Genomic DNA, 21,244 nt, shown 5'->3' with positions numbered 1-21,244 from the left:
AGAGCCACCCGAAACCGGGAGTGCACCCATGCCGTCAGGAAGAGGACCGTCCCGTCGAACCCTGCTGGGCGCCGCGGGCGCCGCTGTGGCCGCGAGCGCGCTGCCCGTGGTTCCCGGCTTCTCCCGCCTGCTCCCTCAGGCGGCCGCCGCGGACCTACAGACCAACCTCAGCAACCTGGTGAACATGCGGTTCGGCATGTTCAACCACTTCAACATGGGCACGTTCACCAACCAGGAGTGGGCCTCCCCGCACCAGAACCCTGCTCTGTTCGCGCCCACGGCGGTCGACTGCGCCCAGTGGGCGGCGGCCGCTGCGGCGGCGAAGATGAGCTACGGCGTTCTGACCACCAAGCACCACGACGGCTTCTGCCTGTGGCCCAGCGCCTACAACAACTACAACGTAGCCAACAGCTCCTACAAGCACGACATCGTCGCGCAGTACGTGACCGCCTTCCGGGCCCAGGGCCTCAAGGTCGGCCTGTACTTCTCCATCTGGGACCGCACCTACAGCGTGCAGGCCTACGACACCCGCCACAAAGTCGCCTCCGGCCAGGCCGTCCAGCCCGGCGACATCACCTACATCCTCAACCAGATCACCGAACTGCTCACCAACTACGGCACCATCGACATGTTCGTCACCGACGGCTACGCCTGGCAGATGGGCCAGCAGGCCGTCCCTTACCAGCGCATCAGGGAACACGTGAAGTCCCTGCAGCCCGACATCGTGATGATCGACCACGGTGGGCTGTCGGTGCCCTTCCTCGGCGACGCGATCTACTTCGAGGAGCCACTCGGCATCACCTCACCGGCAGGCAACACCTACGCCTCGCTGCAGGGCCAGACGATCAGCAACGGGTGGTTCTGGCATCCGACAACGCCCACGACCGATCCGATGAGCAGGGACTCCATCCTCTCCCACCTGGCTGACCTGGAGCCCAAGTACACCTCGTTCATCCTCAACTGCCCGCCCAACCGCAATGGTGTGCTGGACACCAACATCGTCAACCGGCTCTCCGAGGTCGGCGCCGCCTGGAGCGGCCCCGACACCTCCCGGCCGCCCCTGCCCACCCAGATGCTCCGCGCCGAACACCCGGTCACCCCCGTGGCCGCCTACGCCACCGCATACCTCACCGGGGAAGGCCCCCTGAACGCCATCGACGGCCTCAGTGACCGGAACTTCGAGACCTGTTGGTCCACCTGGAGCCTCCCGCTTCCCCAGAGCATCACCATCGACCTGGGCGGCGTATGGAGCAACATCTCCACCCTCGAATACCTGCCCAAGCAGTGGAACCGCACCAACACCACCGACGGCGACATCACCGCCTGCGCCATCTCCACCAGCACCGACGGCACCACCTTCACCCAGGTCGCCACCGCCCGCTGGCCCGGCGACCGCACCACCAAACTCGTCGAATGGCCGGCCCGCAACGCCGCCTTCGTCCGCATCCAGGTCACCGCCGGCACCGGCGGCTACGCCAACATCGGCAACCTGCGCATCGGCGGCCGCACCGCGACACCCGCCCTGGTCTCCACCCTCTTCCCCGGCGACGGCACCGTGTACCGCCTCGTCGCCCGGCACAGCGGCAAGGTCGCCGACGTCTCAGGTGCCGGCACTGCCAACAACACCCCCCTCCTGCAGTCGTCCTGGCAGAAGCAGGCCGGCCAGAAGTGGACCATCGCCCTGGCCGACAACGGCTACTACAAGATCCGCAACGTCAAGAGTGGCACGCTCATGGAAATCGGCGGACTCTCCCGCGTGGACGGCGGAGGCGCCGACATCTGGGTCGACGCCGACGCACCCCAGCAGCACTGGGCCATCACCCCCACCGGCGGCGGCTACTACCTCCTCACCAACCGGCTCAGCGGCCTGTCCCTCAACGTCGACAGTGGCTCCACCGCCGACGGAGCCGCCATCAACCAGTGGACCTACACCGCCATCCCCCGGCAGCAGTGGCAGATCATCCCCTCCTGACAGCGGATCGTAAGAGACGTGCGTCCGGCGCGCACAGGCGCCGGACGCACGCACTTCTCGGGCGGCCGCTGGGACACCACCGGCGGCGGCACACGATCGAGGGGCGGCCCGGGAAGGGGGACACGGGCCGGCAATCAGAGGCGCGGTGGTTCGTGACTCACCTGATCGAAGTGCGTGCGGCGCCGGTAGTGGCAGTGCCGTGCGACGGCTTGGTGACGTCGGCGCCAGAGGCCGTTCTTGCGGGTGCCCAGGTAGAGGGTGCTGTGGTCGGACGGGTCCACCACCAGTCGCTCGCCCATCGACCGCCCGTCCTCGTTGCCGCCCAGCTTGAACGGCAGGTCGGTGCGCTGGAACGTCCGCCCCTGGTCGGTGGAGCGGAGGATCGCGCCATTGCCCGCCCAGTCGTTGGTGTAGGTGCCGCTCGCCAGGTACAGCCGGTTCGGGTCGACCGGGTCGGTCGCCAGGCTCTCGATCCCCAGCAGGTTCCAGTCGGCACCACCGATCCAGTCGGTCAGCGAGGTCCACTGGCCTGCGGCCGCGTCCCAGCGGTACGCGCCGCCGATGTCGGTCCGGGCGTACAGCAGGTCCTTGCGGGCGGGGTTGAAGACCAGCCCGGTCACGAACCCGCCGCCGACGATCTGCGCGTTGTGCCAGCTGTACCCGCCCCTGCCGGACACCTTCACCAGTCGCCACTGCTGGTTGGTGCTGCCCCGGCCGGCGTACTGGACGAGTGGCACGCCCGCACTGCTGCCGCCGCCCCACACGTCCAGCACCATCCCGCTCCTGCGGGAGACGAACCTCACCGCTCCACCGCCCACGTCCTGCATCCGCCACTGCTGCGCGGGCAAACCGTGGTCGGTCTGCTGCTCGACGGCGGCGAGCGACTTCGAAGAGGCGCCCCGGACTCCGATGACCTTGTGGGTGCTGCGGTTCTCCAGCTCGTCGTAGCCGTCCCCCGCCGGCCTCAGCCGCCACTGCTGGCTCGCGGCACCGGCCACGCGGCTCTCCTGCCGTATCCGGACGCCGTCCGAGATGTTCGCCCCGGGCACGTCCAGCGCCTTGCCGCTGCGGACGGACACCAGCGTGTAGGAGACGTCGGGATCCACCGTCGCGGCGTTCGAATCGGCCTGCACGAACAGCAGGTAGGAGCCGACCACAGCGGGCACGCCCACCGCCAGGCCCAGCGTGGTCCAGCGCCGCCGGTGGCGCCCACGCGAGCGCCGCACGCCACCGGCCGCGTGGGCGCGCCGACTACGGCCGGTTGAAGGTCGTGTAATCGCGTCCAGCGGGTCCGCTCGGGACGAGTCCACAGGCGTTGGAACAGCGCGTCGGCGACCTCGTCGTAGACCTGACGCTGCCGGCCGTCGGTGAAGATGCTGCGCGTTTGGCCGCGCGCCGTGAGGTACGGGATGAAGGCCCGCCGTGTCCGGGTCGGCGGCGAACAACTCGTACGGCAGGGCGTGGGCCAGCGCGCTCTTGCCGGTCATGGTGACGTCGCGGCGGCGCTGCTCGTGGCTGAGCCGGGCCACATCCTCCGGGGGCTTGCGCAGGGTGAGTGTGGCGTGCAGTTCACGGAACAGTGAGCCGGCTGCGGGCGACGGAATGAGCGTCACCCTGTCATCAACCTGCCCACGTCACCACTGGTTTGTCCGGCAGGGCGAGGCGCATGCGCGGTCAGTCCGCCGTGCGCAGCAGCAGCTTGCCCGTCGAGGTGTGTCCGCCCATCAGCCGGTGTGCCCCGGCGGCGTCCGTCAGGGCGAACTCCGCGGTGACGGGCAGTGTCACGGTGCCGTCGGCGACCTTGCGGAAGGAGCGCTCGGCGAGTGCGCGCAGCGCCTCGGGGGCCGACTGCGCGAGATTCAGGATGGAGAACGCGGCGACGGACCGGCCCTGCGCGCCGAGTTCCGCCTGCCCGACGTGCCACGGCTCCGCTCCGCTCGCGTTGCCGTAGGACACCAGACGGCCGAAGACGGCCAGCGCGTCCAGGCCGCGGCGCAGAGTGTCGCCGCCGACGGGGTCGAGCACCAGGTCGACACCCCGACCGCCGGTGGCACGGCGGACGTCCTCGGCGAAGGTGCCGACGGTGAACACCTCGTCGTAGCCGTGCTTGAGGGCGTACTCGGCCTTGTCGGGAGTGGAGACCACGCCGTACACCGCGCCGGCGCCCGCCGCCCGGGCCAGCTGACCGGCCGCCGTGCCGACGCCGCCCGCCGCGCCGTGCACCAGCACACTCTCACCGGCGCGCAGCCGCCCGACCTCGTGCAGCAGGGCGTGCGCGGTCGGCACCACCGTGGGGAGCGCGGCCCCGGTGCGCAGGTCCACGCCCTCGGGCAACGGGAAGACGGTCGCGGCGTCGGCGGCCACGACCTCCGCGTAGGCGCCGCCGCTGACGAACGCGACGACCTCCTGACCCGGTCGCAGTCCCGCCACGCCCTGGCCGACGGCCCGGATCCGTCCCGAGACCTCCAGCCCGGGGCGGAACGGCAGTGACTGCACCCGGTACCCCTCGGCGCGGGCCTTGAGGTCCGCGAAGTTCACGCCTGCGTAGGCGGTGTCGACGGTCACCTGCCCCGGCCCCGGCTCGGGGATGTCGGCCTGGACGACCTTCAGCACCTCGGGGCCGCCGTACTCCTGGAATTCGACTGCACGCATCAGCGGAAACCGCCCTTCTGCACGGTGTGTCAAGGGATGCATCCACAGGGGGATCCCTCAGTGTTCAATGGAAAGCGAACACTGGGACTGTAAGATATCCATCGAACACTCGGCAAGTGGTCCGGGTACCCGGCGGGGTGTCACCCGCGAGGCGCACAGGGCGAGGAGTGGGGCATGGCGAACCAGGCCGCGGGCGCGAGTCACCGAGCCGCGCCGGTGCACACGGATCCCGAGGACGTCTCCGTCCTGACCGCGCTGTCCGCGGTCGCCGATCCCGTGCGTGTCCAGCTGATCCGGGAGCTGGCCGGCTCCGCCGACTGGACGCGCAGCTGCGGCAGCTTCGACGTACCCGTCGGCAAGGCCGCGCTCAGCCACCACTTCTCGGTGCTGCGCGGCGCCGGGCTCGTCGAGCAGCGCGACGAGGGGCCGCGGCGGGTCAACCGGCTGCGGCGCGAGGAGTTCGAGGCGCGCTTCCCCGGGCTGCTCGACCTCCTGCTGCGCGACGACGACGCGGGCTGAGCCGCTGCTCATCTGCGCGGACCCGGTGACGTCATCCCCGCGCAGTAGAGGGTGCTCCTCCCTGAGGCGGAGCTGAGCGCGTCGGCTCGTGCGCTGCCACCAGGCGGTATTGCCAGCACCGGCACGACGCCCCGGCACCCCCGTTCCGGCCAGGCTGGTCAGGTCCCCGACCCCAGACCTGGAGATCCGTTTCCCGTGGCTACCCTGCTCTATCGATGGGGCCGTACCGCCTTCCGGCGGCGCTGGCTCGTGACGTTGCTGTGGGCCCTGATCCTCGGCGCCGTAGGATTCGGCGCCGTCAAGGCTCCGGCCTCCTCCGACGCCGGCACGTCCTTCATGCCCGGCATCGAGGCACAGAAGGCCTTCGACCTGATCGGACAGCGCTTCCCGGGCTCGGACGCCGACGGCGCCACCGCGCGGATCGTGTTCGTCGCACCCCACGGGGAGAAGGTGACCGCGTCCGGACACCGCACCGCCATCGACACGCTGGTCGCGGAGGCGGCCGGCGAGCCCGAGGTCGCCGGCGCCGTGAACCCGTTCACCGCGCGTGCGGTGAGCAAGGACGGCTCCACCGCCTACGCCACCGTGAACTTCAAGGTGAAGGCCGATGACCTCACCAAGGACGACAAGGCCGCCCTGCAGAAGGCCATCGACCAGGCCCGCGACTCCGGCCTCACGGTCGAGACCGGAGGCAGCGCGCTCGCCTCGCAGCCCGCGGCGGGCGGTTCCTCCGAGACCATCGGCATCGTCCTCGCCGCGGTCGTCCTGCTGATCACCTTCGGCTCCCTCGCGGCCGCCGGCCTCCCGCTCCTGACCGCCGTCGTCGGCGTCGGGGTCAGCATGGCCGCCATCCTGGCCCTCGGCAGCGCCCTCGGCCTGTCGCTGACCTCCGGGACCCTCGCCACGATGGTCGGTCTCGCGGTCGGCATCGACTACGCCCTCTTCGTCGTCTCCCGCTACCGCGAGGAACGGGCCGCCGGCCACGCTCCGCGCGAGGCGGCCGGGCTCGCCGTCGGCACGGCCGGCTCCGCCGTGGTCTTCGCCGGCCTCACCGTGATCATCGCGCTGGCCGGGCTGGCCGTGGTCGACGTACCGATGCTCACCAAGATGGGGCTGTGCGCCGCGGGTGCCGTGGCCGTCGCCGTCCTGGTCGCCCTCACTCTCGTCCCCGCCCTGCTCGGCATGTGGCCGAACGCCGTACTCTCCCGGGCCGTACGCAAGCGCGGTCGCATGGCCCGCACGGTCGACAACGCCGGTGCCCGGTGGGCTCGCTTCGTGCTGCGCCGCCCGGTGGCCGTGCTGCTCGCGTGCGTCGCGGGACTGGGCGCCCTGGCGCTGCCCGCCACGCACCTGCAGATGGGCATGCCGGGTGACGAGTCCAAGCCCGTCTCCACGACGGAGCGCCGCGCCTACGACGCCCTCGCCCACGGTTTCGGGGCGGGGTTCAACGGGCCGCTGACGATCGTGGTCGACGCCAAGGGCGCGGCCGACCCCAAGGCCGCCGTCACCGAGATCACCCAGGAGATCCGTGCGACGCACGGTGTCGTCTCCGTCTCTCCCGCGCGGTTCGACCGGGCCGGCGACACCGCACTCGTCTCGGCCGTGCCGGCCACCGGCCCGAACACCGAGGACACCAAGAGCCTCGTCAAGACCATCCGCGCCGAGCGCCCCGGTCTCGAACGGCGGACGGGGGCGACCTTCGAGGTGACCGGCACGACGGCGATGAACATCGACATCGCCCAGGCCCTGCAGGACGCGCTCGTGCCGTACCTGGCCGTCATCGTGGGCCTGGCACTGGTCCTGCTGCTGGTGGTGTTCCGGTCCGTGCTCGTGCCGGTCAAGGCCGCCTTCGGTTTCCTGCTGTCGGTGCTGGCCGCACTCGGCGCGGTCGTGGCGGTCTTCCAGTGGGGCTGGGGCGCCGGGCTGCTGGGCGTGGAGCAGACCGGTCCGATCATGAGCCTGATGCCGATCTTCCTGGTGGGCATCGTCTTCGGCCTGGCGATGGACTACGAGGTGTTCCTGGTCGCCCGGATGCGGGAGGCGTACGTCCACGGGGACCGGGCCCCGCAGGCGGTCGAGACCGGTTTCCGGCACAGTGCGCGGGTGGTCGTCGCCGCGGCGGTCATCATGATCGCGGTCTTCTCGGCGTTCATCGGCTCCGGCGAGTCGATGATCAAGACGATCGGTTTCGGTCTCGCCGTCGCGGTGCTGCTGGACGCGTTCGTCGTCCGCATGGCGCTTGTGCCCGCCGTACTGGCGCTGCTCGGCGACAAGGCGTGGTGGCTCCCGCGCCGGCTCGACCGGCTGCTGCCCCGGGTGGACGTCGAGGGCGCCGGTCTCACCACGTCGCCGGCCCACGGCACCGAACCCACGGACACCGAAACGGCACCACAGGAACCGGCCCGCACCTGACCCGGGCCTCACAACCGGGCGCCTCACCAGGCCTCATGCCCGGGTCCCACGCCCGGGCCTCGCACTCGGGCCTTGCGCCCGGGGCCAGGTCCGGGCCCCGCGTCCGCGGGCGCCGCGTCGGGGCCCCGCACCTGGGCTTCGTAGCCGGGCTGGGCCAAGCCACCGGGCCACGCCCCCGGACCTCGCCCCGGGCCGGGCCCCGCCCCTGGACCCCGTATTCGGGCCCCACGCCCGAGCCCCTCACCTGACCTCAGCCCCGCACCCGGGTCTCACATCCGGTGCCCGCCCGGCAGGCCGCGTCGTGGTGGCCTGTCGGGTGGGAGTATGTCTACGTTCGGTCGTCTCTCGGAGCGTGATGAACACAAGCTGGCAGCGGCGGGCGGCGGCCCGTCCGAGAGCGGTCGAGGCCGCCGGGCTGATCCTGCTGTTCGCGGGCACCGTCGGCGGGGTTTTCCTCACCCGGGCGGTGATGCCCGAGCCGCCGGCCGCGTGGCCCGGCATCGCGCTGTCCGCCGTGGCCTGCGCCGCGCTGTACCGGCGACGTACCCATCCGCTGCACGTCCTCGGGGTGACCACGCTGTGCACCATGGCCGAGGCCGCGCTCGGCTACCTGATGACCCTGCTCCTGATGGGCCCGCTGCTGGTCGCGCAGTACGTCACCAACCTGCGCACACCCCGGCGCACCGCCTGGAACAGCGCACTGGCGGCCGCCGCCGGCATGGTCGTCACCGGCGTGTTCCACACCACCCTGCACCACTCCCTGATCCTCGCCGTCGTCAACCCGGTGGCCTGGGTGCTGCTGTGCGCGGCCCTCGGCAGCTACATCCGGGTGCGCCGTGAGTACGCGGCGGCCCGCGCCGAGCACGCCGACCGGCAGCGGGAGGAGGAGGCACGCCATCGCGTGATCCAGGAACGCATGCGCATCGCCCGCGAACTGCACGACGTCGTCGCCCATCACCTGACCCTCGCCGACGCTCAGGCCGGGACCGCGGCCCATCTCGCCCGCACCCACCCGGACCAGGCCCTTGAGATCATCGCGAAACTGCCCGAGACCACGGCCGCGGCCCTGCGTGAACTCAAGGCCACCGTGGGACTCCTGCGTCAGGACACCGACCCCGCGGACGACCTGGCCCCCGCGCCGGGGCTACGGCACCTGCCGGACCTCGTCGACGCCTGCGCGGCGGCCGGACTGGACGTGACCGTCACCGTCGAGGGCCGGGCGCGCCGGCTCACCCCCGTGCTCGACCTGACCGCTTACCGGATCATCCAGGAAGCGCTGACCAACGCCACCAAGCACGCCGCCACCCGCGCCGCGCGGGTACGGCTCAGCTACACCTCCCGCTTCCTGACCCTGACCATCGCCAACGACACCGCCCCCGGCCGCCCGACCGCCACAGCCGGCTCCGGCGGCGGCTTCGGCCTGCTCAGCATGCGCGAGCGCGCCACCTCGGCGGGCGGCACGTTCCAGGCCGGCCACCGCCCGCACGGCGGCTTCGAGGTCGCCTGCTCCCTCCCGCTCGACCCTCACGACGACAGCCTTGACGAAAGCACCGCCCCATGACGATCCGCGTCCTGCTCGCCGACGACCAGGCCCTGCTCCGGGCGACCTTCCGCATCCTCATCGACTCGGTCCCGGACCTGACGGTGATCGCGGAGGCCGCCGACGGACAGGAGGCGATCGACCTCGCCGTCATCCACCGGCCGGATGTCGTCCTCATGGACATCCGCATGCCCCGCGTCGACGGTGTGACCGCGACCGCCGCCATCTGCTCCCACCCGGAACTGACGGGCACACACATCCTGATCCTGACGACCTTCGAGAACGACGAGAACGTGGCCAAGGCCCTACGGGCCGGCGCCGGCGGTTTCCTCGGCAAGGGCGTCAGCCCCGACGACCTCCTGTCGGGCATCCGCACCGTCGCGGCCGGCGACGCGCTCCTCTCGCCCACGGCCACCCGCGCCCTCATCACCCGTTTCCTGGCGGCCCCGGCCACCGACGAGTTCCACACCCTCCCCGACGCGGTCAGAACCCTGACCGACCGCGAACGCGAAGTCACCGCACTCGCCGCACTCGGCAAGTCCAACGCAGACATCGCCGACCAACTGTTCCTGAGCCCGCTGACCGTACGCAGCCACATCCAACGGGCCATGACCAAACTCGATGCCCGCGACCGCGCCCAACTCGTCGTCATCGCCTATCAGAGCGGGCTGGTGAAACCGCACACGCAACGTCCGTGACGGTGCGGTCGACGAGGTCGGCTCCCACCCCCGGCGCCCGTCGAGGTCAGTCGCTCCCTCGGCTCCGGCTCGGTCACGGTCACGGTGCCCGGCATCATGTCCGAATCCGGCCGGCATCCCGGCCGTTGACCGCTTGGAACCGGGGCATGACGACCTGCTCGGCCGTGGTCACCACCGACGTCCACCGCAGACCGGGCCGCGGGGCGAAGCCGCCCGCGGAGGACGTGCGCACCTTCGCGCCTGGTCGGCCGGGCGGCCCGACGGGCATGGCCTCAGCCGGCAGCAGATGGCCGAGGCCGTGCGGCGGATCAGCGGTGTGGTCGACGTGCTGGTGCGTGCTGGTGTCGAGGGCGGTTACGGTCCTGGCGCCGAGACCGTCGCGGCCACCGTCCACGCGGTGATCGAGGCCGGTGCGGTCGGTGTCGGTCTGGAGGACTCGCTCGGCCCGGGCGGCCCGCTGCACGACGTGCCCGCGCAGGCCGTACGACTGCGCGCGGCCCGTTCCGCCGCCGAGGATGCGGGACTGCCCGGCCTGTGGATCAACGCACGCACGGACGTCTCCTGTTCGGCATCGGCGCTCCGGAGGACCGTGTGAAGAGCGTGCTCTCCCGGGCCGAGGCCTACGCCGACGCGGGTGCCGGCAGCCTGTTCGTGCCCGGTCCCGTGGACCTGGGCACCGTGGCCGAGCTGGTCCGCCGCGGCCCGCTGCCGGTCAACGTGATGACGGGCCCGGGAGCGCCGTCGGTCACCGCGTTCGAGGCGGTCGGTGTCCGCCGGATCAGGGTGGGCACCGCGCTCGCCCAGACCGCGTACGGGGCCATCCAACGCGCGGCCACCGAGCTGCTGGAGGCGGGCACCTACGACGCGACGGCCGGCGCGGCGGACTTCGGCACCGTCAACAGCGCGGTGAGCGCCGCGCGCACGAGTCGGTGACCACACTTGGGGGTGCCTTTGCGCGCGGCGATGGGTTTCTTGGGCTGAACGCGGTGTTCCGGCCTGCTTCCGTACACGTTCCTCCTCTCGGATGTCGGTGCACGGTTCGCGTGCGCTCGCCCAGCACAGTTCGAGGAGAACCCTTGTCCCGACGCCCGGTTCACTCCGTACGCTCCGTCACGGCGGCCGCCGCCGCGCTGGCCGCCGTCGGCGCGCTCACCGCGGCGGCCACGCCCGCCTCGGCGCACGCCCCTGTCCACCCCCGCGCCGCCCGGCATGTCCTGCTGCTGTCCGTCGACGGACTGCACCAGGCCGACCTCGCCTGGTACATCGCCCGCCACCCGCACTCGGCGCTCGCCCGACTCGCCGGTGGCGGCGTGGAGTACACGCACGCCAGAACCACCAACCCCTCCGACTCCTTCCCGGGCATGGTCGGCCAGCTCACGGGCGGCGACCCGGGCACCACGGGCGTCTACTACGACGACACCTACAGCTCGGCCCTCCTGCCGGCCGGCACGACCAAGTGCGCCGGCGTGAAGCCCGGCGCCGAGGTCGACCTCACCGAGGATCTCGACAAGAACCAGGACTCCCTCGACGCGGGCCAGGGCCTGAGCGGACTGCCCGGCAGCATCCTGCAGATGACGGGCAATCCCACCACCCTCCTCGACCCCGCGAAGCTGCCGGTCGACCCGAAGACGTGCAGGCCGGTCTACCCGCACTCCTACCTGCGCGTGAACACCGTCTTCGAGGTGGCCCGCACCGCCGGCCTGCGCACCGCCTGGTCCGACAAGCACGCGGCCTACGACATCCTCAACGGGCCGTCCGGCAAGGGCATCCAGGACCTGTTCACGCCCGAGATCAACAGCAAGGCCGTCGGCTACGCGGCGGGCGCGGACTGGACGAAGGACAACGCAGGGACCGAGCAGTACGACGGCTACAAGGTGCGCGCGGTCCTCAACGAGATCGACGGCTACGACCACAGCCGCACCCACAAGGTCGGCACCCCGGCCGTCTTCGGCATGAACTTCCAGTCCGTCTCGACCGCCCAGAAGCTTCCCGCCTCCGACGGTCTGACCGGCGGCTACCAGGCCAAGGGCGTGCCCGGTCCGCTGCTGGCGAAGAACCTCGACTTCGTGGACCAGCAGGTCGGCGCCCTCCTCACCGAACTGCGCACGCGGCACCTCGCCGACAGCACCACGGTGATCCTGTCCGCCAAGCACGGCCAGTCGCCCACCGACCCCACGGCGCTGAACCGCATCGACGACGGGCCACTGCTCGACGGTCTCAACGCCGCCTGGAAGGCCGCCCACCCCGGAGCCGGAGACCTGGTCGCCCACGCGGTGGACGACGACGCCATGCTGATCTGGCTCACCGACCGGTCCCAGGCCGCCGCCGACTTCGCCAAGGCCTACCTGCTCGCCCGGTCCGGCACGGGCAACGGCATCGACGGCAAGGCCCGGCCGTTCACCGCGAGCGGTCTGCAGACCCTGTACGCGGGCACGGCCGCCGCCCGCTACTTCCACGCCCGCCCGGGCGACGACCGGGTGCCCGACCTCGTCGGCGTCACCCAGTACGGCGTCGTCTACACCGGCGGCAAGGGCAAGATCGCCGAGCACGGCGGCGCCCACGCCGACGACCTCGACGTCCCGCTCGTCGTCTCCGGCGCCGCCGCCCCGCACGGCGTGCGCGTCGACAGCCCGGTGCGCACCACCCAGATCGCCCCGACGATCCTGCGGCTGCTGGGCCTCGACCCGCGCAGCCTGGACGCCGTACGCATCGAACACACCCGGACTCTTCCCGCGCGCTGACGCCCGGCGGACTGCTCTGATCGGCCCACACGCGTTGCTCACTTTCAGGTGGCCGCGTGGGAGGTGACACGGCGTGTGGGCCCGACAGAACGTGAAAACCCGCAATTCACGGTCACAGTGCCGTCCGGCATGACGGCCACGGCAGCTGACCCGCGGTCACCCTCGACGGCCACATGCTCCTGACACCAGCCCCGGACGGCGCCCTCGCCGACCGGGGCTGTCTCTTCGGATGGCGGCTCGCGCGGCTATGACGCGCCTAATGGTACGCGGTATGTAGTACTCGGCATGTACTATCCAGGCCGGTGGCCCTCGGCTTCGCCCACGCCCTCCTCGGCGGAGCTGTCACCTTGGACGGGTCGCTGCTTCGCCGACGAAAGGACCGGACCCGTGCCGCTCACCGGACCGCTGTACGCCCTGTACGCCCGCCGCCTGCGCTGCCAGGTCAAGAGGGGGCCGCTGCCCGAGCACGTGGGGCTGATCATGGACGGCAATCGCCGCTGGGCCCGCCAGATGGGCATGACGAACCCCAGCCTCGGCCACAAGTTCGGCGCCGACCGCGTGGACGACGTGCTCTCCTGGTGCGAGACGCTGGGCATCCGGCACGTCACGGTGTTCGTCTGCTCCACCGAGAACCTGGCCCGCCGCGACGACGGCGAGGTCGCCTTCCTCATGGAGCTGATCGAACGGGTCGTGACCACCAAGCTCGCGCAACCGGCAGCCCGCTGGCGGGTGCACATCGCCGGAACCGTCGACGGCCTCCCCGACACCACCGCCCACGCCCTGAAGCACGCCGAGGAGGCCACCCGGGGCTGTACCACCGGAGCACATGTCACCCTCGCCATCGGCTACGGCGGCCGGCAGGAGGTCATCGACGCCATGCGGGAGCTCCTGCTCGAATGTGCCGAAGCGGGGCATTCGCCGGCCGACCTGGCGGCGAGCCTGACGGTGGACGACATCGCCCGGCACCTGTACACGGCGGGCCGGCCGGACCCCGACCTGGTGATCCGCACCAGCGGAGAGCAGCGGCTGTCGAACTTCCTGCTCTGGCAGAGCGCCTACGCCGAGCTCTACTTCTGCGAGGCCTACTGGCCCGCCTTCCGCGAGGTCGACTTCCTCCGGGCCCTGCGCAGCTACGGCGCCCGGGAGCGCCGGTACGGGAAGTGAGAGCCTTCCTCCGCCACGGCTCCAGCGGCTCGTAGCACAGTGGCCTGCGCCCCAGCAAGCGGGGAGGAGCGAGGGACCCGGTCCGCGAGCGATCCACGACCCGGGCTCACACGCGCCTCCCGGCCCCTGTGCGGCGGGCGTAACCCCTGATGATCAGGTGTGGAGACACCGACGTAATGAGGGGTTCGTACCGTCACGAAGGGTGAGATCAGGTCGAGCAGTGGACAAGGAGGCGCCCGTGGCCGCGCCGGGCTCGCTGAGCGAGGGCACGACGAAGGTGCGGACGGTCTGCTCGTACTGCGGGGTGGGCTGCGGCCTGGTCCTCGACGTCGGCAGGGGGCCGGACGGGCGCCGTACGGTCCTGAAGGCGAGCGGGGACAAGGAGCACCCGGCGAACTTCGGCCGGCTGTGCACCAAGGGCGCGACCACCGCGGACATGCTCGCCGCCCCGGGCCGGCTGACGAGCGCCCTCGTCCGGCCCGAGCGCGGCGAGGAACCGCGGCCCGTGCCGCTGGCGGACGCCGTCGCCGAGACGGCTCGCCGGCTGCGCGCGATCATCGACGAGCACGGCCCCGACGCGGTCGCCCTCTACGTCTCCGGACAGATGAGCCTGGAGGCGCAGTACCTGGCGAACAAGCTGGCCAAGGGCTTCATCCGCACCAACCAGATCGAGTCCAACTCCCGGCTGTGCATGGCCAGCGCGGGAACCGGCTACAAGCTGTCCCTGGGCGCGGACGGGCCGCCCGGGTCGTACCAGGACCTCGACAAGGCCGACGTCTTCCTCGTCATCGGCTCCAACATGGCCGACTGCCATCCCATCCTCTTCCTGCGGATGATGGAGCGGGTGAAGTCGGCGGGCGCCAAGCTGATCGTCGTGGACCCGCGGCGCACCGCCACCGCCGCCAAGGCCGACCTGTTCCTGCAGATCAAGCCCGGCACGGACCTCGCGCTGCTCAACGGGCTGCTGCATCTGCTGCACGCGGACGGGCACACCGATCCCGACTTCATCGCCGCGCACACCGAGGGCTGGGAGGCGATGCCCGGCTTCCTCGCCGACTACCCGCCCGCCACCGTCGCCGAGATCACCGGCATACCGGAGGAGCACATACGGGAGGCCGCCCGGCTGATCGGCGAGGCCGGGGAGTGGACGAGCTGCTGGACGATGGGCCTGAACCAGTCCACGCACGGCACCTGGAACACCAACGCCCTGGTCAACCTGCACCTCGCCACCGGCGCGATCTGCCGGCCGGGCTCCGGCCCCTTCTCGCTGACCGGCCAGCCCAACGCCATGGGCGGCCGGGAGATGGGCTACATGGGGCCGGGACTGCCCGGCCAGCGGTCCGTGCTCGCCGACGCCGACCGGGCCTTCGTCGAGGAGCTGTGGGAGCTGGAGCCCAACACCCTGCGGGCCGACGGGGTCGGCAAGGGCACGGTCGAGATGTTCCAGAAGATGGCCGACGGGCACATCAAGGCGTGCTGGATCATCTGCACCAACCCGGTCGCCTCCGTCGCCAACCGCAAGACGGTCATCGAGGGCCTGGAGGCCGCCGAACTCGTCGTCACCCAGGACGTGTTCGCCGAGACCGAGACCAACGCCTACGCCGACGTCGTCCTGCCCGGCGCGCTGTGGACCGAGGCCGAGGGCGTCCTGATCAACAGCGAGCGCAACCTCACCCTCGCCCGGCCCGCCGCCGACCCGCCCGGCGAGGCGACCGCGGACTGGCGGATCATCGCCGCCGTGGCCCGGCAGATGGGCTACGAGAAGGGCTTCGCGTACGACAGCGCCGAGGAGGTCTTCGAGGAGATCAAGCGCGCCTGGAACCCGGTGACCGGCTGGGACCTGCGCGGGGTGAGCTACGAGCGGCTGCGCACCACGCCCGTGCAGTGGCCGGCGGCGAGCGCCCACGGTCCCGACCGCAATCCGATCCGGTATGTCGGCGAGGACGCAACAGCGGGGGCACCGACCTTCCCGACCGCGAGCGGCCGTGCGGTCTTCTACGCCCGCCCGCACATACCCGCGGCGGAGATGCCCGACGACGACTACCCGTTCGTGCTCAACACCGGCCGGCTCCAGCACCAGTGGCACACGCTCACCAAGACGGCCAAGGTGGCCAAGCTGAACAAGCTGAACCCCGGGCCCTTCGTGGAGGTGCATCCCGAGGACGCGGCCCGGCTGGACCTGGCCGAGGGCGATTCCGTGGAGGTCGCCTCGCGGCGCGGGCGGGCGGTGCTTCCCGCGGTCGTCACCGACCGGGTGCGGCCGGGCTGCTGCTTCGCGCCGTTCCACTGGAACGACCTGTTCGGCGAGTACCTCAGCGTCAACGCCGTGACCAGCGACGCCGTCGACCCGCTGTCGTTCCAGCCCGAGTTCAAGGTGTGCGCGGTGTCGCTGACCAAGGTGGCCACCCCGGTGACCGTGCAGACTCCGGTGCCGGCGGCTCCCGAGGCCATGACCCCGGTGCCCGTCGGGGCCGCTCCGGCTGCCGTCGCGCCGCCTGAGGCGTCCACCGCCCTGCCGACGGCGTCCGTCCCCACCCCGTTCGGGCTGGAAGCCGCACCGCCACCGGTCCTGGCCGACCACGAACGCCGCTATCTCACCGGCTTCCTGGCCGGTATCCCGTTCGGCTCGGCGGGCGTACCGGTCCTGCCGGCGAACGCCCCGTTCAGCCCGGAGCACGCCCTGTGGGTCAACGGCGTACTCGCCGGGATGTACTCCAGGTCCGAGCCGGCGCCCGCACACGGGACCGGCGACTCCGCACAGCCGTCCACCCCGGCCGTGGCCGGCCCCCGCCGCCAGGTCGTGATCCTCTGGGCCTCGCAGACCGGGAACGCCGAGGAGTTCGCGTTCGCCGCGGTGGAGCGGCTCACCGCCGACGGCCACGCCGCCTCCCTCCTGCCCATGGCCGAGGCGGACCCCGCCGCGCTGCCGTCCGACGCCGACCTGCTGCTGATCACGAGCACCTTCGGCGACGGCGACGCCCCCGACAACGGCGCCGGCTTCTGGGACGCCCTCACCGCGCCCGACGCCCCGCGCCTGAACGGCAGGCGGTACGCCGTCCTGGCCTTCGGCGACTCCTCCTACGACGACTTCTGCGGCCACGGCCGCCGCCTGGACCGGCGCATGGCGGAACTGGACGCGACGCCCCTGGCCCCGCGCACCGACTGTGAACCGGACTACGAGAGCGCGGCCGGAGCCTGGCTCGACCAGGTGCGCTCCGCGCTGCAGACCTCCGAACAGCCGGCCCGCACCGTCCCGGCGGCCCCGCGGCCGAGCCGTCCCGCGCCCGTCATCGCCCGCCTCACCGGCAACCGCCTGCTCAGTCTGCCCGGCGCGGGCAAGGAGGTCCGGCGCTTCACCTTCGACACCCGCGACAGCGAGGCCCCGCTGGTCTACGAGGCCGGGGACGCCCTGTCCGTACACCCCGTCAACCGGCCGGAGCTGGTGACCGAATGGCTGGCCGTCACCGGTCTCGACGCGGACACGGCCGTCACCCTCAGGACCGTCGGAGAGGTGCCGTTCGGCGAAGCCCTGCTCCGGCACCTGGACATCACCCGGGTCACTCCCGACCTGCTGCGCTTCGCCGCCGACCGCACCCGCGACCCGCGCGAGCTGCGCAAGCTGCTCCGGCCGGACAACAAGGGCGAGCTGGCGCAGTGGTCCTGGGGACGGCAGGCCGTCGACGTGGTCGGCGAGTTCGGCGTCCGGGCCGGGGCGCAGGAATGGGCGGACGTGCTGGGGCGGCTGCAACCCCGGATGTACTCCATATCGTCCAGTCCCCTGACCGACCCGCACCTGGTCTCGCTGACCGTCTCCGTCGTCCGCTACGAGAACCTGGGCGGCCGCCCCCGCCAGGGCGTGTGCTCCCCCTTCCTCGCCGACGCCGAGCCCGGCACCCCGGTGCCGGTCCGCGTCCAGCGGGCGCCGCACTTCCGGCCGCCCGCCGACCCCGCCACCCCCGCGGTGATGGTGGGCCCCGGCACCGGCGTCGCCCCTTTCATCGGCTTTCTGGAGGAACGCCGGGCCCGCGGTCACCGTGCGCCGAACTGGCTGTTCTTCGGCGAACAGCATCGGGCGACGGACTTCTACTACGAGGAGGAGCTCACCGCGTTCCTCGCCGACGGCACGCTCAGCCGCCTGGACACCGCCTTCTCCCGTGACCAGCGTGCCAAGGTCTACGTCCAGGACCGCATGCGCGAACACGGCCCGCTGCTGTGGTCCTGGCTCCAGGACGGCGCCCACTTCTACGTCTGCGGCGACGCCTCCCGCATGGCCAAGGACGTCGACCGGGCCCTGCGGGAGATCGCCGTCGTGCACGGCGGCCTGGACGAGACGGAGGCCGCGGTCTACGTCAAGCAGCTCGCCGCCGACAAGCGCTATGTGCGGGACGTGTACTGACGAAACGGTCTCCGTTGTGTAGTGCGCAGGTCAAGGACGGGTCATAGGTGCGGAAGGAGGGTTGTGGCGGGCGGTATGGTTCCAGAGCAGCTTCCCCCGTCCCGAGGGGTGACGCGGCCGCGACCGGGAGGAGGCGACATGGACAGTAGTCCGGGCCATAGTCGGCCCCTCATCGTGTTGTCCGCGCTGTCCTTCCGCGGCCCGGAGCAGCCTCCTCTTCCCTGACCCCCGACCGGCCACCGGCACACCGGCCCGGCCGGCCGGTGTGCCGTCGTGCGCCCGGCGCGCCCGGCGCGCGGTCCGGGGGAGGACGTGTGCTGCCGTGGGCCGCCCGTAGCCCCGTCACGCCGGGGCAAGGGGGTGTTCACTTTGGCTGCCCACACTCTGCTCATGTCCACTTCGGCCCGTCTGCGGGACCGCCGGGTCAGTCTGGAGCGCCGCGCCACCGCGTCCAAGGCGGTCCGCACCTCGCTGGTCTCCCTCGCCGGGCTGATCGGCGGCCAGGTCACCAACCAGTCGGGCGACGAGGTCGGCCGCGTCGTCGACGTCGTCGCCCGGCTCTACGGCACCGACTCCTACCCTCCGGTCACCGGGCTCATCCTGCGCATCGGCCGGCGCCGTACCTTCGTGCCGGCCGACGCCGTCGGCAAGGTGCACGCCGGACACGTACGGCTGCGTACCGCCCGCGTCGACCTGCGGGACTTCGTACGCCGGCCCGGTGAGGTGCTGCTGGCCAAGGACGTCCTCGACCACCAGCTGGTCGACGTCGACGGCGTACAGGTCACCCGGGCCGCCGACCTGTATCTGGCACCCCTGGTGGACCAGATCGTCCTGGTCGGGGTGGACGTCTCGCTGCCCACCCTGCTGCGCCGGCTCGGCCCGCGCCGCTGGCAGGCCCGCCCCACGCCGGAGCGGGTGCTGGACTGGCAGTCCGTCGCGCCCTTCGCCGAGCAGGCCACCGAGGGTCCGCCCGAGGTGCGGCTGCGCGCCTCCCGGGCGGCGCTGCACCGGCTGCGCCCGGCCGACCTCGCCGACATCCTCGAAGACCTCGGCCGCGCCGAACGCCAGCAGCTGCTGGGCTGGCTGGAGCCGGAGCGGGCCGCCGACGCGCTGGAGGAGATGGAACCGGCCGAGCTGCAGAACCTGCTGCGCGAGGCCCAGCCGGAGCACGCGGCCCGCCTGGTCGACGAGATGGAGCCCGACGAGGCCACCGACGCCCTGCGCGACCTCACCCGCGAGGAGCGCGAAGCCCTGCTGACCCGGATGCCGAAGGACGAGGCGGCCGAACTGCGCCGGCTGCTGACCCACCGGGAGGGCACGGCGGGCGGTGCCATGACCACGCTGCTGATCACCGCCCGGCAGGACGAGTCCGTCGCCGAGGTGCGCGGCCGGCTGGCCGAACAGGCCGAGCACCGCACCGAGATCGACGCGGTCGCCGTCGTGGACGGCACGGACCGGCTGCTGTCCGACATCCCGCTGTTCGACCTGGCGGTGGCCGAGGACACCACCCCGATCGCCGACCTGGTCGCCTGGCGGGTCCAGTTCGGCCCGCCGGACACCGTGCACGCCGACACCTCCCTGGCCGACGCCGCCGACCAGCTCGTCGCGGCCCGCGCCTCCTCACTCCTGGTGGTCGACGACAGCGACCGCCCGCTCGGCCGGATCCTGGCCGACGACCTGCTCGACGCCCTGCTGCCCGAACGCGGCCGGCTGCACTTCCGGAGGTTCCTCCAGTGACCCGCGACCTCGACACCGCCACCCCGGCACCGCAGGCCCCCGCGCCCGCGCGCCGGACCGGCTGGCGGCGCCTCACCATGATCGCGGCCGTCGCCGGACCCGGACTGGTCGCCGCGAACGCCGGCAACGACGCGGCCGGCATCGCCACCTACGCCTCGGCCGGGTCCCAGTACACCTACGGCACCCTCTTCTTCATGGTGCTCGTCACCATCGCCCTGGTGATGGTGCAGGAGATGGCCGTACGCCTCGGCGCCCACACGGGCAAGGGCCTGGGAGCCCTGATCCGCGAACAGTTCAGCCTGCGCCTGACCGCGCTCGCCGTGTCCTGCCTGCTGCTCGCCAACACCGGCCTGGTCGTGTCCGAGTTCGCCGGCATCGGCGCCGCGTTCGAGCTCCTCGGCGTGCCGAAGTGGGCGGTCATCCCGCCGGCGGCGGTCCTGCTGTGGGCGCTGGTGCTGTTCGGCTCCTACCACTGGGCCGAGCGCATCTTCCTGATCATGTCGCTCGCCTTCTTCGCGTACCCGCTCGCGATGATCCTCGGCCACCCCCACTGGGGCGCGGTCGGCCACAACCTGGTCATCCCGCACGTCGAGGCGAACAAGGACTTCATCCTGCTCGCGGTCGCGCTGATCGGTACGACGGTCAGCCCGTACATGCAGTTCTACGCCGCCGCGGGCGTCGTGGACCGGGGCGCCAAGCCCGCCGACTACCCGCTGATCCGCGCCGACGCCATCCTGGGCGCTGTCTTCGCCTGTGTCATCAGCCTGACCATCATCATCGCCACGGCCTCCGCCATCGGCGGCACCGGCCCGCTGAACTCCGCAGCCCAGGCCGCCGAGGCCCTCAAACCGGTCGCGGGCCAGGGCGCGGAGCTCCTGTTCGCGCTCGGCCTGCTCGGCGCCTCCGCCCTGGCCGGCGCCGTCGTCCCGCTCTCGGCCAGCTATGCCATAGGAGAGGCGGCCGGCGTGGAGCGCTCCGTCTCCCGCAGCTTCCGCGACGCCCCGCTCTTCCTCGGCCTGTTCACCGCCCAGATCGTGCTGGGTGCCACGGTGGCCATGACCCCGGTCGACGTCATCCAGCTGCTGATCGGCACCCAGGTCCTCCAGGGCCTGATCAGCCCCGTCGTCCTGGTCTACCTCCTGGTCCTGACCAACCGCCGCTCCGTCCTCGGCCCGGCGGCCAACGGCCCGCGCTACCGCATCGCCGCCACCGCTGTGGTCGTCGGTGTCGCGGCCATGTCGACGATCCTCCTCGTGCAGACGGTCCTGGGCTGGTTCGATCTTGCCTGATCCTCGCCCTTCACCCCGGCGCGCGGCACCCCGATGCCAGGTGTCGGCCCGCCGGGGACTACCGTCCCGTGGTGGACCCGAGCCGGACTCTTCCGCGCCGAGCCCGCCATACCGAACCGAAGGA

The 21,244-nt window shown here is 72.0% G+C and carries 13 protein-coding genes and 1 pseudogene; 12 read left to right on the top strand and 2 right to left on the bottom strand.

Translation table 11 applies throughout. The features are described 5' to 3' along the window. The first annotated feature begins 28 nt into the window (after nucleotides 1–28). A complete protein-coding gene (locus O1G22_RS03455) occupies nucleotides 29–1,972 on the top strand; it encodes an RICIN domain-containing protein (protein WP_270079910.1) in 1,944 nt (647 codons plus the stop codon). A 221-nt stretch (nucleotides 1,973–2,193) separates the two neighbouring features. On the opposite strand, the pseudogene O1G22_RS03450 reads toward O1G22_RS03455, so the two are convergent. Together O1G22_RS03450 and O1G22_RS03445 are read right to left on the bottom strand one after the other, a co-directional pair. Continuing rightward, nucleotides 2,194–3,198, bottom strand: a pseudogene (locus O1G22_RS03450) (RICIN domain-containing protein); the annotation flags it as partial. 448 nt (nucleotides 3,199–3,646) lie between these two features. Then, on the bottom strand, nucleotides 3,647–4,624 hold the full coding sequence (locus O1G22_RS03445; protein ID WP_270079909.1) for a quinone oxidoreductase family protein: 978 nt from the start codon (nucleotides 4,622–4,624) through the stop codon (nucleotides 3,647–3,649). 174 nt (nucleotides 4,625–4,798) lie between these two features. Here O1G22_RS03445 and O1G22_RS03440 point away from each other — a divergent pair, with 174 nt between their 5' ends. The 11 genes from O1G22_RS03440 to O1G22_RS03390 all read left to right on the top strand — a co-directional run bounded on the left by O1G22_RS03440 (nucleotide 4,799) and on the right by O1G22_RS03390 (nucleotide 21,120). Beyond that, entirely contained in the window at nucleotides 4,799–5,143 is a 345-nt protein-coding gene (locus tag O1G22_RS03440) for an ArsR/SmtB family transcription factor (RefSeq protein WP_225100090.1), read from the top strand. Nucleotides 5,144–5,338: 195 nt separating this feature from the next. Then, entirely contained in the window at nucleotides 5,339–7,555 is a 2,217-nt protein-coding gene (locus O1G22_RS03435; RefSeq protein WP_270079908.1) for an MMPL family transporter, read from the top strand. Between the two features lie 355 nt (nucleotides 7,556–7,910). Further along, a complete protein-coding gene (locus tag O1G22_RS03430) occupies nucleotides 7,911–9,116 on the top strand; it encodes a sensor histidine kinase (protein WP_270079907.1) in 1,206 nt (401 codons plus the stop codon). After that, nucleotides 9,113–9,793 (top strand): response regulator transcription factor, encoded by a 681-nt coding sequence (locus tag O1G22_RS03425; RefSeq protein WP_270079906.1) that lies wholly within the window; start codon nucleotides 9,113–9,115, stop codon nucleotides 9,791–9,793. Before O1G22_RS03430 ends, O1G22_RS03425 begins: the two co-directional genes overlap by 4 nt. Before the next feature lie 286 nt (nucleotides 9,794–10,079). Next, a complete protein-coding gene (locus O1G22_RS03420) occupies nucleotides 10,080–10,388 on the top strand; it encodes an isocitrate lyase/phosphoenolpyruvate mutase family protein (protein ID WP_270079905.1) in 309 nt (102 codons plus the stop codon). Beyond that, nucleotides 10,385–10,726: an isocitrate lyase/phosphoenolpyruvate mutase family protein gene (locus tag O1G22_RS03415; RefSeq protein ID WP_270079904.1), complete on the top strand. Its 342-nt coding sequence runs from the start codon at nucleotides 10,385–10,387 to the stop codon at nucleotides 10,724–10,726. The genes O1G22_RS03420 and O1G22_RS03415 overlap by 4 nt, the downstream gene beginning before the upstream one ends. 143 nt (nucleotides 10,727–10,869) lie before the next feature. Beyond that, nucleotides 10,870–12,534, top strand: coding sequence for an alkaline phosphatase family protein (locus O1G22_RS03410; RefSeq protein ID WP_270079903.1), 1,665 nt, complete (start codon nucleotides 10,870–10,872; stop codon nucleotides 12,532–12,534). A gap of 387 nt (nucleotides 12,535–12,921) precedes the next feature. Continuing rightward, complete coding sequence (gene uppS, locus O1G22_RS03405) at nucleotides 12,922–13,698, top strand: polyprenyl diphosphate synthase (RefSeq protein ID WP_270079902.1); 777 nt, start codon at nucleotides 12,922–12,924, stop codon at nucleotides 13,696–13,698. Between the two features lie 238 nt (nucleotides 13,699–13,936). After that, nucleotides 13,937–18,094: a bifunctional nitrate reductase/sulfite reductase flavoprotein subunit alpha gene (locus tag O1G22_RS03400; RefSeq protein ID WP_270079901.1), complete on the top strand. Its 4,158-nt coding sequence runs from the start codon at nucleotides 13,937–13,939 to the stop codon at nucleotides 18,092–18,094. 390 nt (nucleotides 18,095–18,484) lie between these two features. Continuing rightward, nucleotides 18,485–19,831 (top strand): magnesium transporter MgtE N-terminal domain-containing protein, encoded by a 1,347-nt coding sequence (locus O1G22_RS03395; protein ID WP_270079900.1) that lies wholly within the window; start codon nucleotides 18,485–18,487, stop codon nucleotides 19,829–19,831. Further along, entirely contained in the window at nucleotides 19,828–21,120 is a 1,293-nt protein-coding gene (locus O1G22_RS03390; RefSeq protein WP_270079899.1) for an NRAMP family divalent metal transporter, read from the top strand. Before O1G22_RS03395 ends, O1G22_RS03390 begins: the two co-directional genes overlap by 4 nt. Nucleotides 21,121–21,244 lie beyond the last annotated feature (124 nt).

This window comes from Streptomyces camelliae, from assembly GCF_027625935.1.
Classification (GTDB): domain Bacteria; phylum Actinomycetota; class Actinomycetes; order Streptomycetales; family Streptomycetaceae; genus Streptomyces; species Streptomyces camelliae.
This window is presented reverse-complemented; position numbering and strand designations above follow the sequence as displayed.